21 protein-coding genes and 2 tRNA genes are annotated in these 22,596 nt (G+C 37.9%); 5 read left to right on the forward strand and 18 right to left on the reverse strand.

The features are described from left to right. Positions 1 to 208 precede the first annotated feature (208 nt). From A5889_RS04355 to A5889_RS04405, 11 genes are all read right to left on the reverse strand, one after another. Positions 209 to 1,063, reverse strand: coding sequence for a phosphate ABC transporter substrate-binding protein PstS (locus A5889_RS04355; RefSeq protein ID WP_087641287.1), 855 nt, complete (start codon positions 1,061 to 1,063; stop codon positions 209 to 211). A gap of 171 nt (positions 1,064 to 1,234) precedes the next feature. Continuing rightward, entirely contained in the window at positions 1,235 to 2,683 is a 1,449-nt protein-coding gene (cls, locus tag A5889_RS04360) for a cardiolipin synthase (protein WP_087641286.1), read from the reverse strand. Positions 2,684 to 2,787: 104 nt separating this feature from the next. Next, positions 2,788 to 3,672, reverse strand: coding sequence for a permease-like cell division protein FtsX (ftsX, locus tag A5889_RS04365; protein ID WP_087641285.1), 885 nt, complete (start codon positions 3,670 to 3,672; stop codon positions 2,788 to 2,790). Beyond that, the gene (gene ftsE / locus A5889_RS04370) at positions 3,665 to 4,351 is read right to left on the reverse strand and encodes a cell division ATP-binding protein FtsE (RefSeq protein ID WP_087641284.1); all 687 of its coding nucleotides are present in this window, start codon (positions 4,349 to 4,351) and stop codon (positions 3,665 to 3,667) included. Before ftsE ends, ftsX begins: the two co-directional genes overlap by 8 nt. A 107-nt stretch (positions 4,352 to 4,458) precedes the next feature. Then, a protein-coding gene (prfB, locus tag A5889_RS04375; RefSeq protein ID WP_140405338.1) for a peptide chain release factor 2 occupies positions 4,459 to 5,560 on the reverse strand; the annotation gives its coding sequence in 2 pieces (ribosomal slippage) (positions 4,459 to 5,487 and positions 5,489 to 5,560; 1,101 coding nt in all). 75 nt (positions 5,561 to 5,635) lie between these two features. Beyond that, positions 5,636 to 8,167: a preprotein translocase subunit SecA gene (gene secA / locus A5889_RS04380; RefSeq protein ID WP_087641282.1), complete on the reverse strand. Its 2,532-nt coding sequence runs from the start codon at positions 8,165 to 8,167 to the stop codon at positions 5,636 to 5,638. Between the two features lie 244 nt (positions 8,168 to 8,411). Then, positions 8,412 to 8,963, reverse strand: coding sequence for a ribosome hibernation-promoting factor, HPF/YfiA family (hpf, locus tag A5889_RS04385; RefSeq protein WP_087641281.1), 552 nt, complete (start codon positions 8,961 to 8,963; stop codon positions 8,412 to 8,414). A gap of 137 nt (positions 8,964 to 9,100) precedes the next feature. Continuing rightward, a complete protein-coding gene (locus A5889_RS04390; protein WP_087641280.1) occupies positions 9,101 to 9,787 on the reverse strand; it encodes a ComF family protein in 687 nt (228 codons plus the stop codon). Continuing rightward, entirely contained in the window at positions 9,777 to 11,096 is a 1,320-nt protein-coding gene (locus A5889_RS04395) for a DEAD/DEAH box helicase (RefSeq protein WP_087641279.1), read from the reverse strand. The genes A5889_RS04390 and A5889_RS04395 overlap by 11 nt, the downstream gene beginning before the upstream one ends. 135 nt (positions 11,097 to 11,231) lie before the next feature. Then, entirely contained in the window at positions 11,232 to 11,555 is a 324-nt protein-coding gene (locus A5889_RS04400) for a PTS sugar transporter subunit IIB (RefSeq protein ID WP_087641556.1), read from the reverse strand. A 118-nt stretch (positions 11,556 to 11,673) separates the two neighbouring features. Next, entirely contained in the window at positions 11,674 to 11,964 is a 291-nt protein-coding gene (locus tag A5889_RS04405) for a DUF7662 domain-containing protein (RefSeq protein WP_087641555.1), read from the reverse strand. Positions 11,965 to 12,126: 162 nt separating this feature from the next. On the opposite strand from A5889_RS04405, the gene A5889_RS04410 reads away from it, so the two are divergent. The 4 genes from A5889_RS04410 to A5889_RS04425 all read left to right on the forward strand — a co-directional run bounded on the left by A5889_RS04410 (position 12,127) and on the right by A5889_RS04425 (position 14,531). Continuing rightward, a complete protein-coding gene (locus A5889_RS04410; protein ID WP_087641278.1) occupies positions 12,127 to 12,786 on the forward strand; it encodes a YigZ family protein in 660 nt (219 codons plus the stop codon). After that, on the forward strand, positions 12,776 to 13,012 hold the full coding sequence (locus A5889_RS04415) for a DUF2829 domain-containing protein (protein ID WP_087641277.1): 237 nt from the start codon (positions 12,776 to 12,778) through the stop codon (positions 13,010 to 13,012). Before A5889_RS04410 ends, A5889_RS04415 begins: the two co-directional genes overlap by 11 nt. Before the next feature lie 73 nt (positions 13,013 to 13,085). Then, positions 13,086 to 13,850: a 3-oxoacyl-ACP reductase gene (locus A5889_RS04420; protein WP_087641276.1), complete on the forward strand. Its 765-nt coding sequence runs from the start codon at positions 13,086 to 13,088 to the stop codon at positions 13,848 to 13,850. 174 nt (positions 13,851 to 14,024) lie between these two features. After that, positions 14,025 to 14,531, forward strand: coding sequence for a QueT transporter family protein (locus tag A5889_RS04425; protein ID WP_087641275.1), 507 nt, complete (start codon positions 14,025 to 14,027; stop codon positions 14,529 to 14,531). 59 nt (positions 14,532 to 14,590) lie between these two features. Here A5889_RS04425 and A5889_RS04430 read toward each other — a convergent pair whose 3' ends face one another. Both A5889_RS04430 and A5889_RS04435 read right to left on the reverse strand, forming a co-directional pair. Continuing rightward, positions 14,591 to 15,298 carry a GntR family transcriptional regulator gene (locus tag A5889_RS04430; protein WP_087641274.1) on the reverse strand — a complete coding sequence of 236 codons (708 nt, stop codon included), beginning with the start codon at positions 15,296 to 15,298 and terminating at the stop codon, positions 14,591 to 14,593. Positions 15,299 to 15,626: 328 nt separating this feature from the next. Further along, positions 15,627 to 19,874, reverse strand: coding sequence for a 2-hydroxyacyl-CoA dehydratase (locus tag A5889_RS04435; RefSeq protein ID WP_087641273.1), 4,248 nt, complete (start codon positions 19,872 to 19,874; stop codon positions 15,627 to 15,629). Positions 19,875 to 20,067: 193 nt separating this feature from the next. Between A5889_RS04435 and A5889_RS04440 the strand changes: the two genes are divergently transcribed. After that, positions 20,068 to 20,676, forward strand: a complete 609-nt coding sequence (locus tag A5889_RS04440) for a TetR/AcrR family transcriptional regulator (RefSeq protein WP_087641272.1) — start codon at positions 20,068 to 20,070, stop codon at positions 20,674 to 20,676. A gap of 181 nt (positions 20,677 to 20,857) precedes the next feature. Here the strand turns inward: A5889_RS04440 and A5889_RS04445 are convergent, their stop codons facing one another. From A5889_RS04445 to A5889_RS04465, 5 genes are all read right to left on the reverse strand, one after another. Beyond that, positions 20,858 to 21,043 carry a hypothetical protein gene (locus A5889_RS04445; protein ID WP_087641271.1) on the reverse strand — a complete coding sequence of 62 codons (186 nt, stop codon included), beginning with the start codon at positions 21,041 to 21,043 and terminating at the stop codon, positions 20,858 to 20,860. Between the two features lie 114 nt (positions 21,044 to 21,157). Further along, positions 21,158 to 21,229 (reverse strand) — tRNA-Gln (locus A5889_RS04450). 9 nt (positions 21,230 to 21,238) lie between these two features. Then, positions 21,239 to 21,319: transfer RNA gene (locus A5889_RS04455), tRNA-Tyr, on the reverse strand. Positions 21,320 to 21,409: 90 nt separating this feature from the next. Beyond that, complete coding sequence (locus A5889_RS04460; RefSeq protein ID WP_087641270.1) at positions 21,410 to 21,643, reverse strand: DUF2969 domain-containing protein; 234 nt, start codon at positions 21,641 to 21,643, stop codon at positions 21,410 to 21,412. A gap of 83 nt (positions 21,644 to 21,726) precedes the next feature. Then, positions 21,727 to 22,581, reverse strand: coding sequence for a hypothetical protein (locus A5889_RS04465; protein ID WP_087641269.1), 855 nt, complete (start codon positions 22,579 to 22,581; stop codon positions 21,727 to 21,729). Positions 22,582 to 22,596 lie beyond the last annotated feature (15 nt).

A 22,596-nucleotide genomic window follows, 5' to 3' on the forward strand; every position in this document is an offset into this window, starting at 1 on the left:
GAGACCAAAATCTAAATAAGCTTGCTCCATCTTCAAAGAACATTAGACAATAATATTTCTTCTCATATCCAGCTCTTCTTTCAATCAGCTACTTCAGCGCTTTTCAAAACATTTTCCATAACAAAACAAGTGTATCTTTTCAACATAAATTTGCGTTTAATAACATGTAAAGCTTGTGTTAAGTTTGTAAATTTTGTGTAAAGGTCACTTATTTAACTAAATTACCTTGCCAATCACGTTCAACTTCCATTCTGGAAACTGGAATATATCCTAATTGACCAATGATTTTTTCTTGTACTTCGTCTGATAGCATAAAGGCCAAAAACTCTTTTGTTAGCTCTTTAGGCTCACCCAATGTATACATATGTTCATAGGACCAAACAATCCACTGATTCGTTGTTACATTTTCATCTGTCGGCTTCACACCGTCGATGCTTAACGTGCTTACTTCATCATTCACATATGAAAATGCAGTATAACTGATCGCTCCAGGTGTATCTGCAACTATCGAGCGAACCATACCGCTTGAGTCTTGCTCTTGTGCTTGAATCGCTGTTTTACCATCAAGCACCCACTTTTCAAACGTTGCTCTTGTTCCACTTCCAGCAGCTCTATTAAGCATAACGATCGGAAGGTCTTTTCCGCCAACTTCTTTCCAGTTTTTGATTTCTCCTAAAAATATCCTTCTCAGATTTTCTAATGAAATATCTGATACACCAACATTTTTGTTAACAATCGGAGTAATACCAACCACGGCGACTCGATGATCTGTTAGTTTAGCAGCATCGATCCCATTCTTTTCTTCAGCAAATAAATCGGAATTTCCGATATCAACTGCTCCTGATTGAACTTGGCTCAACCCCGTTCCGCTTCCTCCACCTTGGACATTGATAAAGCGACCTGGGTTTTGGCTTTGGAATTCTTCCGCAGCAGTTTCTACTAAAGGCTGCAGTGCCGATGAGCCAACAGCTGTGATCGATTCTCCTCGGTCGATCCATTTTGCACACCCTGATAATGTAACTAATCCAATTAAACTAAAAAATAATAGCATTTTCTTTTTCATTTAGCTTATATTCCTCCAAACTCAATTCATCAATTTATTTTAACATTAACTTTTTAACTTGAAAATTATAAGTTTCCAAATTAACTTATTTCAAGAATTAAATAACACTTAACAAAAAAAGACTGTACATAGCAACTCAATAAGTGCTCTGTCAGTCTCTTCAATAGATTCTTATAATAATGGCGAAATCAAGCGTGCTAACCCTTCTTTGAGCTTAATAATGACCCCTCGATTACGATATTTCTCCTCTGTTAACAATTCCGATACTTTAGAATCTTCGTAAAATGCTGATCGAACTTCTTCTGCAAAAGATTGATCATAAATAATTGTATTTACTTCAAAATCTAAACGAAAAGAGCGTACATCGATATTAGCCGAGCCTACAGAAACAATACCGCCGTCGATGATCATTGTCTTCGCATGAATAAACCCATGTTCATACGTTTCAATAATCGCACCATACTCTAATAGCTCTGCAGAAAATGAATACGTTGCCCAATACACCAACATATGATCTGGCTTATTAGGAATCTGGATACGTACCTTCACACCGGATAGCAATGCCAGCTTCAGTGCTTCATGAATCGAAGCATCTGGAATATAGTACGGTGTCTGGATCAGAATCTCTTTTTTGGCAATCGAAATCATTTTTAAATAAGTCATTTTGATTTGTTCATGCTCTGAATCCGGCCCGCTTGTTACGATCTGAGCTGCTTTTTTTCCTTCAGAATAAATTGGCGGAAAAAATGCTGAATCATAGCTTAATTCTTTTCTATGCTGTGAGTTCCAATCCATTAAAAAGCGATTTTGCAAACTGTAAACAGCTTCACCGTGAATTCTCAAATGATTGTCACGCCAATAACCGAATTTTTTTACATTACCTAAATATTCATCACCAACATTAAAGCCGCCAGTATAACCAATTTTTCCATCGATCACAACGATTTTTCTATGGTTCCGGTAATTGATTCTAGGATTTAAATAAGGTACAAATAATGGAAAGAAGAAGGCAACTTCTCCTCCTAAATGGCGCAACTCTTCAAAAAATTTCATATTTACTTGAGTTGATCCCCATGCATCCAATAGTAACCTGACTTTAACGCCTCGTTTCACCGCATCAACTAATTCCTGCCGCAGTTCTTTTCCTAAATTATCTCCACGATAAATATAATATTCCATGTGGATGTGATGCTCTGCTTCTCGAATATCTTTAATTAAGCCGTCAAACTTTTCCCGTCCATCCGTATAAAGAAGAAGTTCATTATTTGTTGTATACAATGAACTTTCAAATACCGTCAGCATATAGATCAACTGCTTTGGATCGACATCACCTGTTGCCGGATGTGGAAACAGGCCTCTCAACAATGATTGTTTTTCTGATTCTATTTCAGCGTTCATCCCGATTTTAGGCTGCATTTTCATATCAAAGATCTTATCTTTGGAGATTCCTCGACCTAAGAATATATATAAAATAAAACCTAACACAGGAATAAACATCAACACTAACAGCCAAGACCATGTTTGTGCTGTTTGCTTTCTTTCACGAAATACAATAATCAAAGATAAAAGCATATTCGCAATAAAAATAATAACAAATAAATTTTCATATAAAAACTTCATCTATTCCCCCAATCCGCAAACCCATTGATCCCCCTTGTAAAGCATAACGAACTTATGAAAATAAGTAAAGAAAAAGCAGACAAAATTCGTCTGCTTTTTTTCTATTAAATTTTTAAGAAACGTCTCATTGAAATGATAGAACCTAATGAACCAATCGTCATCCCAATCACGACCATCAATAAATCTAATTGCCAAACAAATGATTCTGGTTTCAATAGTGAATAATTTGAGCGCAATAGTTGAGGGTTGAATAAATTGTAAAATTGTTGATATCCAAATGTTAATAACAGAATCGGGATGATTGCCCCGATCAATCCGATCCAAGCCCCTTCAATAAAGAATGGCCAGCGGATATATCCGTTTTTTGCACCAACTAATCGCATGATTTGGATTTCTCTTTGACGAGAAAGAATCGTAATACGAATCGTGTTAGAAATCAAGAACACAGCGACAAACAATAGTAGAATTGCTGCACCTAATCCCCATGTTCTAACCTTGCCGGCAATACTGAAGATCTTATCAGATGATACGCCACCGTAATCTGCTTTAAAGACATTTGGCAGTTTTGCTGCTTTTTGCGAAATTTTCTTCGTATCTGATGGCTCTTTCGCACTTACGTAGTAAACATCATATAATGGATTGCTATCCCCTTCAAATAGGTTCCATGCTTCACCCATTTGTTGTTGGATTTTTTTCAATTGTTGATCCTTATTTGAATAAGAAATCGTTTCAACATTATCGATTTTATTTAATTCTTTTTCTAATTTTTGCATTTCTTCTGGTGTCGTACCAATATCAACAAAAACCGAAACAGTTACGTTTTCTTCGATATCTTTTGCTAACTTGGTCGCATTGAAGATCACTGCCATAAAAATCCCAACAAGAACTAAAGTAATCGTAACTGCACTGGCAGAAGCAATCGTCATCCAGCCGTTACGTTTTAAACTTTTAATACTTTCTAGGACGTGAGTAAAGAACGTTCTAATCATCGTAGCCATACTCTCCTTCCGCTTGGTCTCGAATAATACGACCATTTTCAATGGCAATAACGCGATGACGAATCGTGTTTACAATCGTACTATTATGTGTCGCCATTACGACTGTTGTCCCTTGTGCATTGATCCGATCCAATAATTTCATGATCTCCCATGAATTTTCGGGGTCAAGGTTTCCTGTCGGTTCATCTGCAATTAGAACTTTAGGTGTATTTACAATTGCTCGAGCAATTGATACACGCTGTTGTTCCCCACCAGATAATTCACTTGGGAAAACACGAACTTTATGTTTTAGTCCAACTAAATCAAGAACTTCCATTACTCGTTTTTTGATATCTCTTGGCTTACGGCCAATAACCTGCATTGCATAGGCTACATTTTCATAAACTGTTTTTTTCGTCAATAGTTTATAATCCTGAAAGACAATCCCGATTTCTCTTCTAAGGTATGGGACTTCCGCATTTTTTATTTTCATTAAATCATGGCCGGCAACTTTCAAGCGCCCTTTTGTTGCTTTTTCTTCGCGATACATCAATTTGATAAATGTTGATTTACCTGCACCTGAAGGACCAACCACATAAACGAATTCACCTTGGTTAATTTCTACTGAAATATTACGGATAGCTGTTGTACCATTCGAATATTTCTTCATTACATCTTTCATTTCAATCATGGCGTATTCTCTCCATCTCTGTTTTCTAGACTATCAATCATTATAACATGTCTTTGTTTCAAGGCTCTTTCAAGAGTTTACAATTTGGTTTCATTTATGTAAACAGCTCAATTTAATTGATGTTTTAAATAAGCATCGATGAAGCCATCTAAATCTCCATCCATTACAGCCTGTACATTTCCTGTTTCGAAATTGGTTCGGTGGTCTTTGACCATTGAATAAGGATGAAAAACATAAGAACGGATTTGTGAACCCCAACCGATTTCTAATTGCTCTCCACGTAAAGCAGCAGCTTCCTGTGCTTTTTTATCCATTTCCAATTGATAAAGCTTTGCTTTCAACATGCCCATTGCTTGTTCCCGGTTTTTTAATTGCGAACGCTGAGCTTGGCTGGCAACGACTGTGCCAGTAGGAATATGAGTGATTCGAACAGCTGACTCTGTTTTATTGATATGCTGCCCTCCAGCTCCACTCGCACGATAGGTATCGATTTTCAAGTCATCCGAATTGATATCAATTTCAACATTCTCATCTAATTCAGGCATAATATCAACAGAACAAAATGAAGTATGGCGGCGTTTAGCAGAATCAAAAGGAGAAATTCGAACTAAACGATGGACGCCCTTCTCGGATTTCAAATAGCCATAAGCATTATATCCTTTGATCAAAAGTGTCACACTTTTGATACCTGCTTCATCTCCAGCTTGATAATCAAGAGTTTCGACTTGGAAACCATGACTTTCCGCCCATCGAGTGTACATCCTAAGTAACATGCTTCCCCAATCCTGCGACTCTGTACCACCGGCTCCCGGATGCAATTCCATAATGACATTATTTTTATCATAAGGTTCGTTTAATAAAAGAGAAAGTTCATAAATACTGAGCTTTTCTTTCAACGCCAGTAACCGTTCTTCTAATTCTGTCTGAGTCTCAGCATCGAATTCTTCCTGCTGCATCTCGCTCATCAATTCTAGTTCTTCCAGTTCATCTGCAAATTGATGAAATTGCTGGAATTTTTCTTTATGGATATTTGTTTCATTGATCAGCTGCTGAGCTGTTTCTGTGTCATCCCAAAATCCAGGTTCTGCCATTCTATTTTCAGCTTCTGCAATATCTTCTTCCAACTGATCTAAGTCAAAGAGACCCCCTGAAGCTTGTGATTGATTGGTTCATTTCATCTAAAAGTGTTCGAATTTCAGCATTTTCCATGATCATTTCTTCCTTTCGATTATGCTCATTAACATAATTAATGAAGGTGAGGGGCCACCTCACCTTCATTGATTATTACATATCTTTGCCGTGGCAATTTTTGTATTTTTTACCGCTGCCGCAAGGACATGGATCGTTTCTTCCAATTTTTTCATCAACATGTACTGGTTTTTTCTTCGCACTTGTATTGCTTTGCGGTTCTTCACCGTCACCTTGATGACTAGCTTCGCCTTGTGCCACTTGTTCACGTTGAACATTTTGACGAATTTCTGATTTCATAAATAGACGAGTCACTTCGTATTCGATCGCACCGATCATTTCTTCAAACATGTTATAACCCTCTGTTTGATACTCAACCAATGGATTATTTTGTCCATACGCACGTAACCCAACAGATTGACGTAATTGATCCATTGCATCGATATGATCTGTCCATTTTGTATCTACGACTCTTAAAATAACGACTTTTTGGAATTCAAGCAATTGTTCCGTGCCGTTCAATTGTTCAGCTTTCGTATCGTAAACTTCCTGAGCACGTTTCACCAAATATTCTTTGATTTCTTCTGGTGATTTTCCTTCAATGTCTGCTTTTGAAATAGAATCTTCATGGACAAGTGTTGAAGAAGCAAAGTCAACGATTCCTTCTAAGTTCCAATTTTCTTTTTCAAGCTGTGTATGACTTTCTACAACACGTGAAATTGTACGTTTCACCATGTTCAATAATGTTTCAGTCAATTCATTTTCTTCCATGATCACTTCTAAACGCTGAGCATAAATAACTTCACGCTGTTCACGCATAACGTCATCGTATTGTAAAACATTTTTACGTGTATCATAGTTGTTTCCTTCTACACGTTTTTGCGCTGATTCTACTTGCTTACTTAACATTTTACTTTGGATCACAGCATCAGATTCTTCAATATTCATTCGATCTAAGAACGCTTTGATCCGTTCAGAACCGAAACGTTTCATCAAATCATCTTCAAGAGATAAGTAAAATTGTGAAACCCCAGGATCTCCTTGACGACCTGCACGTCCACGCAATTGATTATCGATACGACGTGATTCGTGGCGTTCTGTACCAATAACAGCTAAACCGCCAAGTTCAACGACACCTAAGCCAAGCTTGATATCTGTTCCACGTCCGGCCATATTGGTTGCAATCGTTACTGCGCCTTTTTGACCAGCATTCATAATGATTTCTGCTTCTTTGAAGTGATTTTTCGCATTCAGAACTTCATGCGGTACTTTTTCTTTATTCAGCAATTCTGATAGTAATTCGGATGTTTCGACCGCAACTGTACCAACCAATACTGGCTGACCATTGTGGTAACGTTCTTTGATATCTTGAACGACTGCTTTAAATTTACTGTCCAATGTTGGGTAAAGTAAATCAGCACGGTCGTCACGGATGATCGGACGGTTTGTTGGAATTTGGAATACTTGGATATTATAGATTTCACGGAACTCTTCTTCTTCCGTTTTCGCTGTCCCTGTCATCCCCGCAAGTTTTTTGTACATACGGAAATAGTTTTGGAATGTGATTGTTGCCATTGTTTTTGTTTCATCTTCGATCTCTACGCCTTCTTTGGCTTCAATCGCTTGGTGCAGACCATCAGAATAGCGACGACCATCCATGATACGTCCTGTGAATTGGTCAACGATCAGAACTTTACCTTCTTGTACCACATAATCAATGTCACGCAACATGATGTAGTTGGCACGTAATGCTTGATCCATATGGTGAGTCAAAGCTGTATTTTCAATGTCATATAGGTTGTCTAAGCCAAAGTTTTCTTCTGCTTTTTCAATCCCGGCTTCTGTTAAACCAATTGTTTTAGACTGTACATCGATTTTATAATCTTCTTCCTCTTTCAGACGTTTTACAAAATTGTCCGTACGTGTATATAGGGCAGTCGATTTTTCTGCTTGTCCTGAAATGATCAATGGTGTACGTGCTTCATCGATCAAAATTGAATCCACTTCATCCACGATTGCATAGTTTAACGGACGTTGTACCATTTGATTGCGATATACGACCATGTTATCACGTAAATAGTCAAAGCCTAATTCATTATTCGTACTGTAAGTGATGTCACAGTTATAAGCATCACGTTTTTCTTCTGATGTTTTTGAATTGATGTTTAGACCTACTGTCAGACCTAAGAAATTGTAAAGCTCACCCATCTCGTCTGAGTCACGTGTTGCCAAGTATTCATTGACCGTTACAACGTGTACGCCTTCACCAGTTAAAGCATTCAAGTAAACAGGCATTGTCGCAGTCAAGGTTTTCCCTTCACCTGTTCTCATCTCAGGGATATTTCCATCATGCAATACGATCCCACCCATTAGCTGAACAGGGTATGGATATAAACCTAATACACGTTTAGCTGCTTCACGAACAACAGCAAAAGCTTCTGGCAACAACTGATCCAAAGTTTCGCCTTTTTGGTAACGTGCTTTGAATTCATCAGTTTTTGCTTTTAATTCTTCATCACTCAATGCTTCAGTGGAAGATGCAAAGCCTTCTATTTTAGCCGCAATGCCTTCCAAGCGTTTCAATTCTTTTTTATCATTTTCGATCATCTTTTTCAAAAAATTTGCCATGTTTTTAAGTGTTCCTTTCAATAAACTCTATTTATTTTTGCACCAAATGCACAATCATCCTTTCCATTTTATCATTAGTTGACCAGAAAGGAAATAACTTCTATCAATATTAACGATTTATTATAGCATTTTTATTATGTAAATAGTACTAAAATGAGCAAAGAGACTGCGCAAAACGTCTGCCGTCTTGCTTCAGTCTCTTCAATATCTCAAAAATATCATCGATCAACGTTACTCTAATCGATCAGTCTGTTTCGATCAAGCCATACTTGCCATCTTTACGACGGTAAACAATGCTTGTTCCGTTTGTTTCTGAATCTTCAAAGATGAAAAAGTTATGTCCTAGCATGTTCATTTGTAAAACAGCTTCTTCGCTATCCATCGGTTTCAATGAAAGACGTTTTGTACGAACAATATCTAGTTCTGGTGCTTCTTCTTGTGTTTCTTCACCATTAAGGAAAATCGCTGCTTTTGCAGTGTTTATTCCTGTTTCACGAGATTTACGATTGATTTTTGTTTTGAACTTACGGATTTGCCGTTCTAATTTATCTACAACCAAATCAACACTTGCATATAAATCTGGTGATGTTTCTTCTGCACGTAAAACTAAATAAGGTAGAGGGATCGTAACCTCAACTTTTGCTGTTTTTTCTGTATATACTTTTAAGTTTACATGAACAGTTGCTTCAGGTGAATCACTGAAGTAGCGTTCCAATTTCCCTACTTTTTTCTCTACATAGTCTCGGATAGCTTCAGTAACTTCGATGTTTTCTCCACGCACATTGTATCTAAACATAACAATTACCCCTTTCATCTGACACTAAAGAAGGAATAAAAGGACCACTCTGTTATCCTTCTTCTTAATTCTATTATAACGAACTATCCTTCTTTTGCCAACAAAATTGCGGTCGATTTTTGATTTTAATTTTACTGTCACCTCGCAAGAGAAAACGTATGCAGTTTTGCGGGTCTCTTTTCTAAAATAACTTCCGCGGCATGGAAAATCGTCCGACCTGTTGTATAGATATCATCAACAAGAAGTATCTCCTTGTTATTGATAGTCTGTTCAGCTATTTCAGTCAATTTGAAAGGCTGCTCTAAGCTCATACGCTCTTGCCTATTTTTTTGAACTTGAGATAAACCATTTGAAAAACGCACTAAGTATGGTTCATGTGCGATTCCTGCAGCATCTAACAAACCAGCAACTTGATTGAAGCCTCTTGAAGCCATACGTTTTTTTGATACAGGCACAGCAACCACAATCATATTAGATTTTCTTTTGAAATAGGCTTTTAGATCTAAAGCAAAGCTATGACGAAGCTGATAATTTCCTTTAAATTTATATTCTTCCATCCACTCTTGCATCGCTTGATCATAGGAAAAGAGGGCTTCATGGTGAAACTCATAATTTGGAAATAACTTTTGCCATTTAATGCAGTCTGTACAGAACTCTTTGGTCTGTTGTTTTTGACAGCCTTTGCAACTGTCTTTTTGAGTTAAACGTCGGAATTTTTTACTGCATTGTGAGCATAACTGCTCAGTGATTATCCGCTTAGGTAAAAAAATTTCGGCCAATGTTAAATTTCTAGTGATATGTTGACGACAATAATTACAATTCATCGATCAACCCCCGCTCTCTTCCAATTCTATTCATTTTTTTGATTTGTTGAACAGCTTCCTTGATCGTTTGCGTACAGCCATCATGTAAAAACCAAACTTCTCCAGCAGTATAGATCATTTTCCGGTCAACACGCCCAGCAATCTGAACCAGAGCAGCCACAGTAAATACTGGATGATTTGCACCTAATACAATAACAGAAACTCCATCAAAAGTTACGCCCCTTTCTAAAATCGTAGATGTGATCAGAATACGATACGCTTTTTGTCTCATATTCAATACCTTTTTGATTCTGTCTGTATCTTGAGAATGAACGCATGTTAGTGGTATATCTGAAAAAATCCCATTCAGAATTTTTTCTAATTGCTCCATCTGTACAATGCTGGGACAAAAAATCAATAGGTCATTGTCAACTAGCAACTGGCGAATCAACGTGATCAATCCTTTGGGGGCTTTTCCATGTGTAATTTTCTTTTGCCAGTGCTTGCTCCATTTTATTTTAGGTACAGGCAGGCATCTGCGATGATAACGTGCCGGTAAAATACTTAATTTAAGCTGATTTTGGTTCGTCATCTTCATTAATTCTTGGGTTGGGGTGGCTGTTAAATAAATAAGCGAACTATCTTTTTTGATTGCTTGTACTACACCATACTGTAATAACGGATTGCCAACAAAAGGAAAAGCATCCACTTCATCAATGATCAGTAAATCGAATGCTTGAAAAAATCGTAATAATTGATGCGTCGTGCATACTAAAAGCTTAGTATATCGATAGTCTTCTTCCATTTTTCCGTGAAGTAAGATCATCTCTTCATTAGGGAAAACAGCTTGTATTCTAGGAAATAGTTCCAAACAAACATCCACTCGCGGCGAAGCGATCGCCACTCGTTTTCCTTTACCCAAACAATCATGGATCGTATTAAACAGCATTTCGGTCTTCCCTGCACCTGTGACAGCCCAAACCATTTTAGATTCTCCTTTATCTGCAGAAGTCAATAAACTATCAGAAACTTCCTGTTGTCCTTTAGTAAGTTCACCCTCCCAAGAAAAATCAACACTTCTTGGTATCAGTTCAGGTTCGGGAAGATGATAAAAACACTGCCCCGTATCCACACGTCCCAATTGAATGCACGCAGGGCAAAAATAAACGCCGTTAAAAAGCTTTACCGTTTGTTTTTCATGAAGTTGTCCGCAACGTAAACATTGGATCGATCTACTCGTCCGTTCTTTCATCGTTGGCAAACATTGATAGTGATTGGTTAGCTGCTTGATTTCTTTCAGTAAAACTTTTCTTCCCCATAATTCTTGCATATTCTCCCTCCTCTAGTAAACTACGCATTTTTTCATTATTATTTTTCAAAAAAATAGATCTTAAACATAGCTCAAAGAGTTATGCTTAAGATCTTAAAATCTAGAGAAATAATTTTTTTCTGACTCTAGTTTAACCTATTTATTTTCAATCAAATTCAACGCTTGTTGTAATACTTTTTCTCCGTTCATCATGCCGTAATCCGCCATATTGATGATATCTAAAGGAATACCTTTTGGTTCAAGGCGTTTTTCAAAATCACCTTTCATAAAACGGACTTGAGGTCCTAATAGTAAAACATCCACTGGTTTACTTTCTAAATTATTGTCTGCTTCAGATGCGGATACAGCAAAAATATCTGCTTCTAATCCTTGAGCATCTGCTGCTTTTTGCATTTTCGTTACAAGTAGGCTTGTACTCATTCCTGCTGAACAAACCAACATAATTGTTTTTTTAGCCATCTTCATTCATCCCTTCTTGTCTCTGTTAATATAACACAATCTACTTGATTCTTTACATCTATTATAGTAAAACCAGATATTTTGTCAACGCTTACTACTTATACACGATCACACACTATTATTCAAAAAGCCAGTTGGACTTTAGTAGTTTATTAAAAACAACGTACTCCTTTAAAATGTTTACCTGCACCACCTGATATCCCGCATTCAGCCAGCCATATGCACCTTTTTCAGGATGCTTGTGGTCATTGGCCCACCAATCAATTTCTGTTCGAGCTGTTTTAGGAAGACCAGAATGAGGAAATAGCAACTCATCAAATTGAGTAAACGTTAAAGTAACCTGAGATCCGCCGTTGTTCATTAAATAATGGGTAACGCTATCGTATTTCTTCTGCCGCTCTTTTGCCAATTTTTCCACTCCTTTATCTTCCAGTATTCTTTTCATTATTATCTCATAAATACCTTCAGAAGCAAACGAAGCTCATTTATTTTCACCTTTTTTTATAGATGGTTGCTTCTCTTTCTTATTTTTTTTATACTTAGGATACTATTTAAGTAAAGGAATGAGAAAATGCTTGAACGTTATTTTACCATTCACTCTGATGGCGAAAGTGAAATCGAGGTCAAAAAATCGCGCTTTATTTGCGCGCTTAAGCGAGTTTACTCCGAAGAAGAGGCGAAAGCATTTATTGCCGAAAAGAAAAAAGAGCATTGGAAGGCGAACCATAATTGCAGCGCATTCATAATCGGTGATAATAGTGATATCCAAAGAAGCAGTGATGATGGCGAACCTAGCGGAACAGCTGGCGTTCCGATGCTTGAAGTCTTAAAGAAAAAGGAATTGATCAATGTAGTTGCTGTCGTTACTCGTTACTTTGGCGGAACGAAACTTGGCACTGGCGGCTTGATTCGCGCTTATAGTCACGCAGTTTCTCAGGCGCTGACTGATATTGGATTAGTTGAGGGGAAACTACAGCAAGAAATACGTCTACAGATCAGCTATCCTAATCTAGGCAAAGTTCAAAACTTTATGGAACATAGCCTTTACACACTAAAAGAAACACTCTACGCAGAAAAAGTTGAAGTGATTTGTCTAATAGATGAAGCAAAAATAGAACAGTTTGAAGCAGAAATCATTGAACAATTGAATGGCCAAGTCACCTTTGTCAAAGGCGAATGTTCATACCACGAAATACCTATTACGAAAACGGAGGAAACAGATGACATTTGAAGAAGTATTGCCACAGATTAAAAGAGGCGCAAAAGCGGTCAGAACAGGTTGGAGCGGGTTTGAATTATATATTGAGTTGAGGGATGAAATCGGTACATCTGATGGTTCATTTCTCCAGGTCACTCCCTATTTTTTGATCAAAACATCTGACGAGGGATACAGTATGTTTTCACCGACACCTTGTGATGTATTGGCTGATGATTGGAAGATCGTAACAGCAGAATAAATATGATGACTATGCTAGGAAACTTTAGAGAAGTTGCCTAGCTTTTTATACTGAATAGAAAAGAGGATGAATCATGCACTTCGACGAATATACAGGAAAAACTATTTTTGTGACAGGGGCTGCTTCCGGGATCGGTCAAGCGCAAGCTGTAGCATTTACCGCTCAAGGTGCAAATGTCCTAGGCTTTGATCTTGATCCAACAGGATTAACTGAAACCGAAAAAAAGAGTGCTGAAACAACAGGTACCTTTATCAGCTATATTGGTGATGTTACACAAAAGGATGAGATTCTTGCAGCAGTCAAATATGCGAATGAATGCTTTGGTTTTATCGATATTCTGCTAAATACAGCTGGGATCCTTGACGATTATACGCCTAGTCTGGATACGACGGAGGAAATGTGGGATCGCGTGTTAGACATTAACCTAAAAGGCATGTTTCTTGTTACTAACCTCATATTGCCCCAGATGATCGAGCAACAGCATGGCGTTATCATCAATATGGCATCTATTGCTGGGATGGTCGCTGGCGGAGGCGGCGCAGTATATACAGCTTCCAAACATGCGATCATCGGTTATACCAAACAATTGGACTATGACTATGTCAAAAAAGGTATCCGTACAAATGCGATTGCTCCAGGTGCGATCAAAACACCAATGAATGCAGCAGACTTTGCAGGTGATGGTCAAATGGCCGAATGGGTTGCAAGCGAAACACCTGCTGGACGCTGGGCCAAACCTGAGGAAGTTGCTTCATTGAGTTTATTCTTAGCTAGCCATCAAGCAGATTATATTCACGGAACGGTGATGACGATCGACGGTGGTTGGCTTGTCAAATAAATAGATCATCTATTTCAATGCCTTATCTATTTACAAATATCCCTAGATTCGGTAACATGAATAACAGTGAAAAGATTCACACTATGACACTTCAGTTGGCAGAATATGCTGTCACTTCCTTTGGTCATAGTTATTACTAAAACGGGCCCGCCTGTTTTACAAAGGAGAATACATATGAATCAGTCAAACACCCAGACTAAGCCATGGTCTGCCGTTTCTATCGCAAAAATGGCATTAGTGACAGCACTTTATATTGCTGTGACCGTTTTTCTAGCACCTTTTAGCTTCGGAGTAGTTCAGCTTAGGTTTTCTGAACTGTTTAATTACCTGCCTCTATTCAATAAACGTTACATCTGGGCAGTCACTTTAGGTGTTGCTATCGCTAATCTCGCGTCGCCTTTAGGATTAGTGGATGTTGCGATCGGGAGTGTATCCACACTATTGATTTTACAGCTCTCCTATTATCTGACACGACGTCTTAAAAATCTGCGCAAAAAAATGATCGTTACCGCCTTACTTTGTTCTTTATCGATGTTCACTGTTGCTGGTCAGCTTGCCTTTTTCTACCAGTTACCTTTTTTCTATACTTGGCTGACTGTCGCTTTAGGTGAACTTTTGTCGATGTCGATCGGTGGTATATTGATATATTGGATCAATGAAAAAATGGATTTAACAAAATAAAAAGCGGGATAGAAATCTCTGATACTTTCTTTTTGAAAGATCAACGATTCCTATCTCGCTTATTTTTCTAAATAAAATTCAAAACGGTTACCAACATATTGTGTACGAACATATTCAAATGGCGTACCATTTTCAAAGTAAGAAATCTGACGCAGGCGTAAAATAGCGTCGCCGCGTTTGATTTTTAAGTAGTCGGCAATTTGTTCAGAAGCCTGCATAGCAGAGATCGTTTGATTTGCATGACCGATTTTATTGCCGCCTTTTTCCTCTAATGTTTTATAAAAGGAATTCGTGATCTCTGTTTTGCTGTAACGATCTACTAGAGAGTATGGGACACTGGCGACTTCAAAGCAAATAGGCAGGTCATCAGCAAATCGAATCCGCTCCATACGAACGATTTGCTCATTTTCTGTCAGATTCAGTTTTTCCATTTCGCTAGAACTTGGCTTGGCTACGTAATAAGAAACGGTGCGGCTGGAAGGTACTCGGTTTTGCGAAAGCATAATATCTGTAAAACTGGTTGTTCCAGTCATTTTTTCCTGTACTTTTTTTCGGGCTACATAGGTCCCAGAACCGATTTTTCTTTCTAAGATCCCTTCATCTGCCAACGTTTGAATCGCTTGTCTCAAAGTCATTCTGCTCACGCCAAATTGCGTGGCAAGTTCACGTTCTGATGGAAGTCTGTCCCCAATCTTCCAAACTCCGTGTTCTATGTCATTTTTGATTTTATCATGGATTTGTATATAAACTGGTAAACTAGACACCATCTGATTTCCTCCTCGTTATTCTCTTCCTTTCTATTATAACTGGTATATACCTTAGAAACAACTAAAAGTTCTAAAATCAAGGTATCCAGAGGTTTTATCAAGCAATTTGGTATGCTTCTTCCGTTTCATTCGTTGCGAAAAGAAAGAAATCTTTTGGCTGCGTATAACTATCGGTCAATACAGGCAAAAAAAGGCAAAACTATTTCGTTTTTAGCATTTTTTTCAGAATTGATAAAGAGCCTAACTTACAGCTACCTTATATTAAGAATTAAAGAGAGCAAAGCAAAACTGACTTTAGTTTTGCTCCGCTCTCTTTACTATCTTTTTACTAGGAATGGATTTTTTCTTCATCCATCATTTTGTGTGCAGTAGCCATCATTAAACGAATACGATTTAATTGATTGACTAAAGATACTCCTGGATCATAATCGATCGGTGCAATATTCGCTTTAGGATACTGCCGTCTTAATTCTTTCGTAACACCTTTACCTACCACATGATTCGGCAGACAACCAAATGGCTGCATACAGACTATATTGTTTACATCTGATTTCAAAAGCTCGATCATTTCCCCAGTCAAGAACCAACCTTCTCCTGTATGGTTTCCAATCGATAAAATTTTCCCAGCATCTTCAGCCAGCTCATGAATAGAGCTGATTCCATCAAAACGCTTCGAATTTCTCAATGCTTTGTCCATCGGTTTTTCAACATATTCAATCATTCGGATCGCAAATTTTGCTAAATTTTTGCTTTGCTTCGACATCCCAAGATTTTCGTATTTAAAAATTTGGTTGTATAAAGAATAGTTCATGAAACCAACGATATCCGGAACAACTGCTTCAGCACCTTCTGCTTCCAACAAACGGACGATATCATTATTTGCCGTTGGAGAATATTTGACTAGGATTTCCCCTACTACACCTACTTTTGGCTTTTGAATATCCAGCAGCGGGATTTCATCAAATTCTTTGATGATTTTTTTCATATTACGGTTAAATAAAGTTAAAGAACCATTGCGAACATTTTTTTCTACTTGCTTCAACCATTTTTCATGAAGTGCATCGATCATGCCTGTTTCAGTCTCGTAAGGGCGGGTCCGATAAACAACTCGTTCAAATAAATCACCATATAAGAAAGCAACTGCCAGACGCTTCAACATAGGTAAAGTAAATTTGAAGCCTGGGGTCGATTCTACCCCTTTATTGCCCATTGAAACAGAAACAACAGGTACTTGCGGGAATCCAGCATCATTCAATGCTTTTCTAAGCAGTGGAATATAATTCGTTGCTCGGCATCCGCCACCGGTTTGTGTCATCATCACACTCACATGATCTAAATCATATTCACCGCTCTCGAGTGCTTCAACAAGCTGCCCAATTGAAATGATCGCAGGATAACAAGCATCATTGTTTACATATTTCAATCCAACGTTGACTGCTTCGCGGTCATCAGCGGGCAGACAAACCACATTATACCCCGATGCTTTTAGAGCTTCATCAACTAGTCCTGATTGGTGGATCGGACTTAACATTGGTAAAAGTAATGTATGCGTTCGTTTCATTTCTTTTGTAAATACGATTTTTTCCAGTTCTTCATGCTTCAATTTTGGCTCAAAATTCATTTTTTCTCTTTCACCAACTGCAGCTTTGAGTGAACGCAAGCGAATTCGGATCGCTCCTAGATTCGATCCTTCATCGATTTTCAAGACTGTATAGATCTTGCCGTATTGTTCCATGATTTCTTCTACTTGATCGGTTGTTACTGCATCCAGCCCGCAGCCAAATGAATTCAACTGAACAAGTTCTAGATTTTTAGACTTAGCAACGACACGAGCAGCAGCATATAGACGAGAATGATAGACCCACTGATTGACGACACGTAAATTGCCTACGTCACCTAAATGAGAAATGCTATCTTCCGTCAATACATGAAATCCTTCTTGTGTGATCACATCTGCGATTCCATGATTGATTTCCGGGTCTAAATGATAAGGTCTACCAGATAGAACGATTCCTTTTTCACCTTTTTGGTTCAGCATCACAAGGGTTTCTTCCCCTTTACTGCGAATCGCTTCTTTAAAAGCATCCAACTCTTCATAACCATGGCGTAAAGCGTCAGTCACCTGATCCAACGAAATTCCTAGATCTGCAAAAGTATCACTCAACACTTTAGCAACAGACGCTTCATCAGCCAAATTGATATATGGATTACGATAGTCGACCTTGCCATCTCTAATATCATCAACATTGTTTCGGATCACATCTGGATAACTTTGAACGATTGGGCAGTTAAAATGATTGTCTGCTTCTGCTGATTCCTGACGTTCAAACACAACACCCGGATAAAAAATCATCGGGATCTCTGCATCGATCAACGCTTGAATATGTCCATGAGTAATTTTTGCTGGGTAACAAGCAGTATCGCTAGGAATGGTTTCCATCCCTTGTTCATATAGCTCTTTATTTGAACGAGGGGATAATTCTACCCTAAAGCCCAAATCAGTAAAGAACGTATGCCATAGCGGATAATTTTCATACATATTCAATACACGAGGAATCCCGATCCGACCATATTTCGCATCCTTTTCTTTTAATGGACGGTATTTAAAGAGCTTACGGTATTTGTAGTCGATCATATTGACTTTCCGGTCTTCTCTTTTGACTTTGATCCTGGCGCCTCTTTCACAACGATTCCCCGTTACAAACTGACGACCGTCTGAAAAAATAGTTACAGTCATCATGCAGTTGTTCTCACAAAGACCACAGTGAGTAAATTCTTTCTCTGCAGTAAATGTGTCCAATTCTTCTAAAGTAAGAGTCGTTGTCTCTTGCCCTAATTCATAGTTTTCCAAAGCGATCAATGCAGCACCATAAGCGCCCATCAAGCCAGCAATAGACGGACGGACCACTTCACGCTCACTGATCATTTCAAATGCCCGTAAAACAGCTTCATTATAAAAAGTACCACCCTGACAAACGATTTTCTTTCCTAATTCCTCTGGTCGACGGACCTTGATTACTTTGTAGATAGCATTTTTTATAACTGAATAGGATAGTCCTGCTGAAATATCTCCAACGGAAGCTCCTTCTTTTTGAACTTGTTTTACTTTAGAATTCATGAATACGGTACAACGTGAACCCAAATCCACCGGTGCTTTTGAACTCAACGCTTCAATCGCAAAATCTTTCACATCATAATTCAACGATTTAGCAAACGTTTCGATAAATGAACCACACCCCGATGAACAAGCTTCATTCAGTTGAATCGAGGATAAAACGCCATCTTTGATCGTCATTGCTTTCATATCCTGACCGCCAATGTCTAAAATAAAATCTACACCCGGTTGAAAATGATCCGCCGCTTTATAATGCGCCATCGTTTCTACTTCACCGATATCGACCTTCAAAGCATTTTTGATCAAATGCTCGCCATAACCTGTCACTGCTGCCTTACCGATAAAGACATCCTTCGGCATTTGCTGATACAAGTCTTTCAAAACTTCCATCGTTGTTTCTAAAGGCTGTCCTTGGTTGTTTCCATAAAATGAGAACAACAGATTACCATCTTCATCGATCAACGTGACTTTAGTTGTTGTAGACCCTGCATCGATTCCTAAAAATGCGACACCTTGATGTTCAGATAAAGGCTTTTCTTGTGCTTTAGCCTGATCGTGGCGGGCTCTAAAAACCTTTAATTCCTCTTCATTTTGGAATAACGGTTCCAAGGTATCGGTTGGCTTCAATTGTTCCTGATCTCCCTGAGTCAAGCGCTGGATCAGCTCTTCTAAGGTAGTAGAATTCGCACCTTCAGAATAAATAGCTGCTCCCATCGCAACAAATAGCTGAGGGTTTTCCGGGAAGATGACATCTTCCGGCTGAACATCCAACGTTTCAATAAATCGTTTTCTAAGCTCTGACATAAAGAAAAGCGGTCCACCTAAAAAGGCGATCTTTCCTTTGATTTTTCTTCCTGCAGCTAACCCTGCAATCGTTTGATTGACAACTGCTTGAAAAATACTCGCAGCAATATCTTCTTTTGCTGCACCTTCATTGATCAAGGGTTGAACATCAGTTTTAGCAAATACTCCGCATCTTGAAGCGATCGGGTAAATCGTTTCATAGTTTTTCGCCAGTTCATTGACTCCGTTTGCATCTGTTTTTAATAAGACGGCCATTTGATCGATAAAAGCTCCCGTCCCACCAGCACAGCTGCCATTCATCCGTTGCTCTAACGCACCATCGAAAAAGGTGATCTTTGCATCTTCTCCGCCTAGTTCGATCGCAACATCGGTTTCGGGAATAATTTCTTCTACTGTTCTTGTACAGGCGATCACTTCCTGAACAAAAGAAATGTTTAGGACATCTGCGAGACCCATTCCTCCGGAACCCGTAATGGTCATTGTAAGAGGTGTTTTTTCACCAAGAACATTCATTGCTTCTATCAAAACTTTTTCTGTAGCTGCTTTCACATCTGAGTAATGTCGTTCATATTTTGCGAATTTGGTATGATTTTCTTCATCGATAATTACCAATTTCACAGTCGTCGAACCGACATCTATTCCTGCTCTTATTGTCATTTGTTTTATCTCCCTATTGTCCATCCCTTTTTATTTCCCAACACTTTGTTGATTATCCTACAAGGTGTCTGATATAATACTTATGTATATTTTAGAAAGATTCTAATTTATTTGCAACAAGCAAAACACCCAAATTTGTGAGATAAGCAACAAACTTATCAAATCTGTTGATTATTTTGAAAGGAATTTTTATATGTCGAAGAAAACAGACCTGCGGGTAAAGCGAACACACAAAATGATCATCGAAGCTTTCTTTCATTTAGTTGAGGAAAAAGGATATGATTGTATCACGATCCAAGACATTGCAGATGAAGCGATGATCAATCGCGCGACTTTTTATGCTCATTTTAAAGATAAACAGGATCTTTATGAACAAATTTTTGATTTTGCCGTCAATGCCTTTACTTCTGTCATCGATACGGAACAAATCATTGTAAAAAATCGAATCAAAGTCAAACAAATTGAATTTCTTCTCACACATATTTATATCAATATCCAAAAAAATAAAAACTTTTTTTTAACGATCATGGATGGTAGTTCTAATGAATTGCTGCGAAAGAAATTAGCAGAAATCATTTATGATAAATATGCAGATATTTTCTCCAAGCTAAAAATCACCGAAAACGAGATCGAAGTTCCAATCGATTTCATTATTGAATACATGACATCGATTTTTACAGGAACGCTCCATTGGTGGATTACAAGTAACACAGACATGTCGCCAAATCATTTGGCCAGACTTGTTATTAAATTGGTTGGAAACGGACACCTGACCGTTCTAGGGATCGAGATCGATAAATAGCACAAAAAAAGTGTCTGAAGCAAAACTAAAAAAGTTTTGTTTCAGGCACTAACTTTTAATAAATATGACCAAAAATCAGGTTACTCGGCCATTTCACAGCGAACGAGCGATACAAAAACATGTTGCTTGTTCGTTACTATAATCGATCGAATCTAAGCAACCTTTATCTCATCTCGTGTTTCTAGCGGTTTTTAGCACGCCATTTTTTAGTATGTGCTGTATCTCTGGAAGAGATAACTTTCACACCTGAAGCTTTCTCTCCATTTTTCTTTTTTGAAAAAAGATTTACCTTCACATCGTATTTTCCTTCGTTTGCTAAATCATATAATCTTTCAGCTGTTTCAGTTATTTTCTCTTTGATGTTCATTGATCTCACTCCTCATATGTTTCTTTCACTTTATCATATATTTTTGAAAAAGAGAACAAAAGCCTCTGTCCTTCGTAAATAAAAAAACAACTCCAATGAGTTGTTTTGATAAGACTGGGGTAGCTGGATTCGAACCAACGCATGACAGAGTCAAAGTCTGTTGCCTTACCGCTTGGCGATACCCCAAAAATAAAATGGAGGAAAGTGGATTCGAACCACTGAACCCTAAGGAACGGATTTACAGTCCGTCGCGTTTAGCCACTTCGCTATTCCTCCAAAAGGTTTTAGTAAAAAACCTGACTTAGTTATAATACAAAATTTCTGAGTAAATTGCAAGCACTTTTCGAAAAAAAGTTGTTATTTATTTTAGTCGTTCAAATTCCATTGACGAATCACGTATTCGATCGCTTCATCCAGCGTTTTGACTGTCGCTTCATTTCGTCCGTCGATCAATACTGCGAATTTTTTTTCAGCTTGTGTAACAACTTGACCAATTTCTTTTTTGCCGATCATTAAAGTATTGATAGTCAGCTGTTCACCATTGATCTTTTTTTGACTCTCTTCTATTCGTACTTCAATATCTTTATTCTTTTTAGACATTCTCATCCCTCCAAGCCTCTATGTTATCACGTTATACAAAAAAAAGCACCTACCATTTAAAGTAGATGCCAGATATTTTACATTTAGGTACTAAATAACTGTTTTCGTTTGATTTCACTCAGTAGTGCAAAGACAATACCCGCTATGATCGACACAATCCCTATGATAATAAACAGCCATAAAAAGCTTGATAAATAGGTTTGTATAAAATCATACATCGCTTTTGATTGGATCCCTAATTTTTTCAGAAATCCTTGTATCAAAATAGCAGCAGGCACAACAACCATCATCAATCCGCTGCCGATAGTGATATACGACCAATATCTCAATAAACGATGAAAATAGCCTCGCAGTGATGAATAAAGAGAAAGACTCAGCAGTCCCCATAAAACGCCACAAATGACCATAAAAATGACTATTTTTGATTTATAATTCATTACTTTTCGCCCATAAGAAACTAAAAAGGGCAATTCGATATAGCCTTTGTATATCTTAACAGCATTATCTCCTAAGTCATTGACCGCTTTTTCTGATTCTGGCGTTATCTCTATATTCTTCTCTTTCATGTACGCTGTAATTGCCTCAGAAACAGAAGCCTGAATTTGCTTTTCATTAGAAATGGAATACTTGCTTCCTGTGTGATACATTGCCTTGAAATATGCGTCCACATCTTTTTGAACAAATGATTTACTGACGGTTTGATTCAGCACACCTTCTGGGATGTTGCTTCCTAATGCACTATTTTCAATCTGTCGATTGATCTCCCCTGCTAGTTTGGTATAATAATCCGCATGAGAGGCCTGTTTTGTAATATAGTTTTCACTAAAAAGAGTCAATCTCAATGCAAGTAAAATCAAAAAAGCAAATAAGAAAACAGATGACAAAAATGCAATAAAAAAGCGCGAAAGCACCTTCAACAGATGACCCCGATTTCTCATTTCACTGTTTCTCCT

Source organism: Enterococcus sp. 9D6_DIV0238, from assembly GCF_002174455.2.
Taxonomy (GTDB): domain Bacteria; phylum Bacillota; class Bacilli; order Lactobacillales; family Enterococcaceae; genus Enterococcus_L; species Enterococcus_L dunnyi.

Coding starts and splice junctions, on each gene's coding strand:
- A5889_RS04355 (WP_087641287.1), bottom strand. CDS start 1,063: ATGAAAAAGAAAATGCTATTATTTTTTAGTTTAATTGGATTAGTTACA.
- secA (WP_087641282.1), bottom strand. CDS start 8,167: ATGGCAAATTTTTTGAAAAAGATGATCGAAAATGATAAAAAAGAATTG.
- A5889_RS04445 (WP_087641271.1), bottom strand. CDS start 21,043: ATGAACATCAAAGAGAAAATAACTGAAACAGCTGAAAGATTATATGAT.
- hpf (WP_087641281.1), bottom strand. CDS start 8,963: ATGTTTAGATACAATGTGCGTGGAGAAAACATCGAAGTTACTGAAGCT.
- A5889_RS04460 (WP_087641270.1), bottom strand. CDS start 21,643: ATGTCTAAAAAGAATAAAGATATTGAAGTACGAATAGAAGAGAGTCAA.
- A5889_RS04440 (WP_087641272.1), top strand. CDS start 20,068: ATGTCGAAGAAAACAGACCTGCGGGTAAAGCGAACACACAAAATGATC.
- ftsE (WP_087641284.1), bottom strand. CDS start 4,351: ATGATTGAAATGAAAGATGTAATGAAGAAATATTCGAATGGTACAACA.
- A5889_RS04400 (WP_087641556.1), bottom strand. CDS start 11,555: ATGGCTAAAAAAACAATTATGTTGGTTTGTTCAGCAGGAATGAGTACA.
- A5889_RS04465 (WP_087641269.1), bottom strand. CDS start 22,581: ATGAGAAATCGGGGTCATCTGTTGAAGGTGCTTTCGCGCTTTTTTATT.
- A5889_RS04395 (WP_087641279.1), bottom strand. CDS start 11,096: ATGCAAGAATTATGGGGAAGAAAAGTTTTACTGAAAGAAATCAAGCAG.
- ftsX (WP_087641285.1), bottom strand. CDS start 3,672: ATGATTAGAACGTTCTTTACTCACGTCCTAGAAAGTATTAAAAGTTTA.
- A5889_RS04425 (WP_087641275.1), top strand. CDS start 14,025: ATGAATCAGTCAAACACCCAGACTAAGCCATGGTCTGCCGTTTCTATC.
- A5889_RS04390 (WP_087641280.1), bottom strand. CDS start 9,787: ATGAATTGTAATTATTGTCGTCAACATATCACTAGAAATTTAACATTG.
- A5889_RS04435 (WP_087641273.1), bottom strand. CDS start 19,874: ATGACAATAAGAGCAGGAATAGATGTCGGTTCGACGACTGTGAAATTG.
- cls (WP_087641286.1), bottom strand. CDS start 2,683: ATGAAGTTTTTATATGAAAATTTATTTGTTATTATTTTTATTGCGAAT.
- A5889_RS04410 (WP_087641278.1), top strand. CDS start 12,127: ATGCTTGAACGTTATTTTACCATTCACTCTGATGGCGAAAGTGAAATC.
- A5889_RS04420 (WP_087641276.1), top strand. CDS start 13,086: ATGCACTTCGACGAATATACAGGAAAAACTATTTTTGTGACAGGGGCT.
- A5889_RS04415 (WP_087641277.1), top strand. CDS start 12,776: ATGACATTTGAAGAAGTATTGCCACAGATTAAAAGAGGCGCAAAAGCG.
- A5889_RS04430 (WP_087641274.1), bottom strand. CDS start 15,298: ATGGTGTCTAGTTTACCAGTTTATATACAAATCCATGATAAAATCAAA.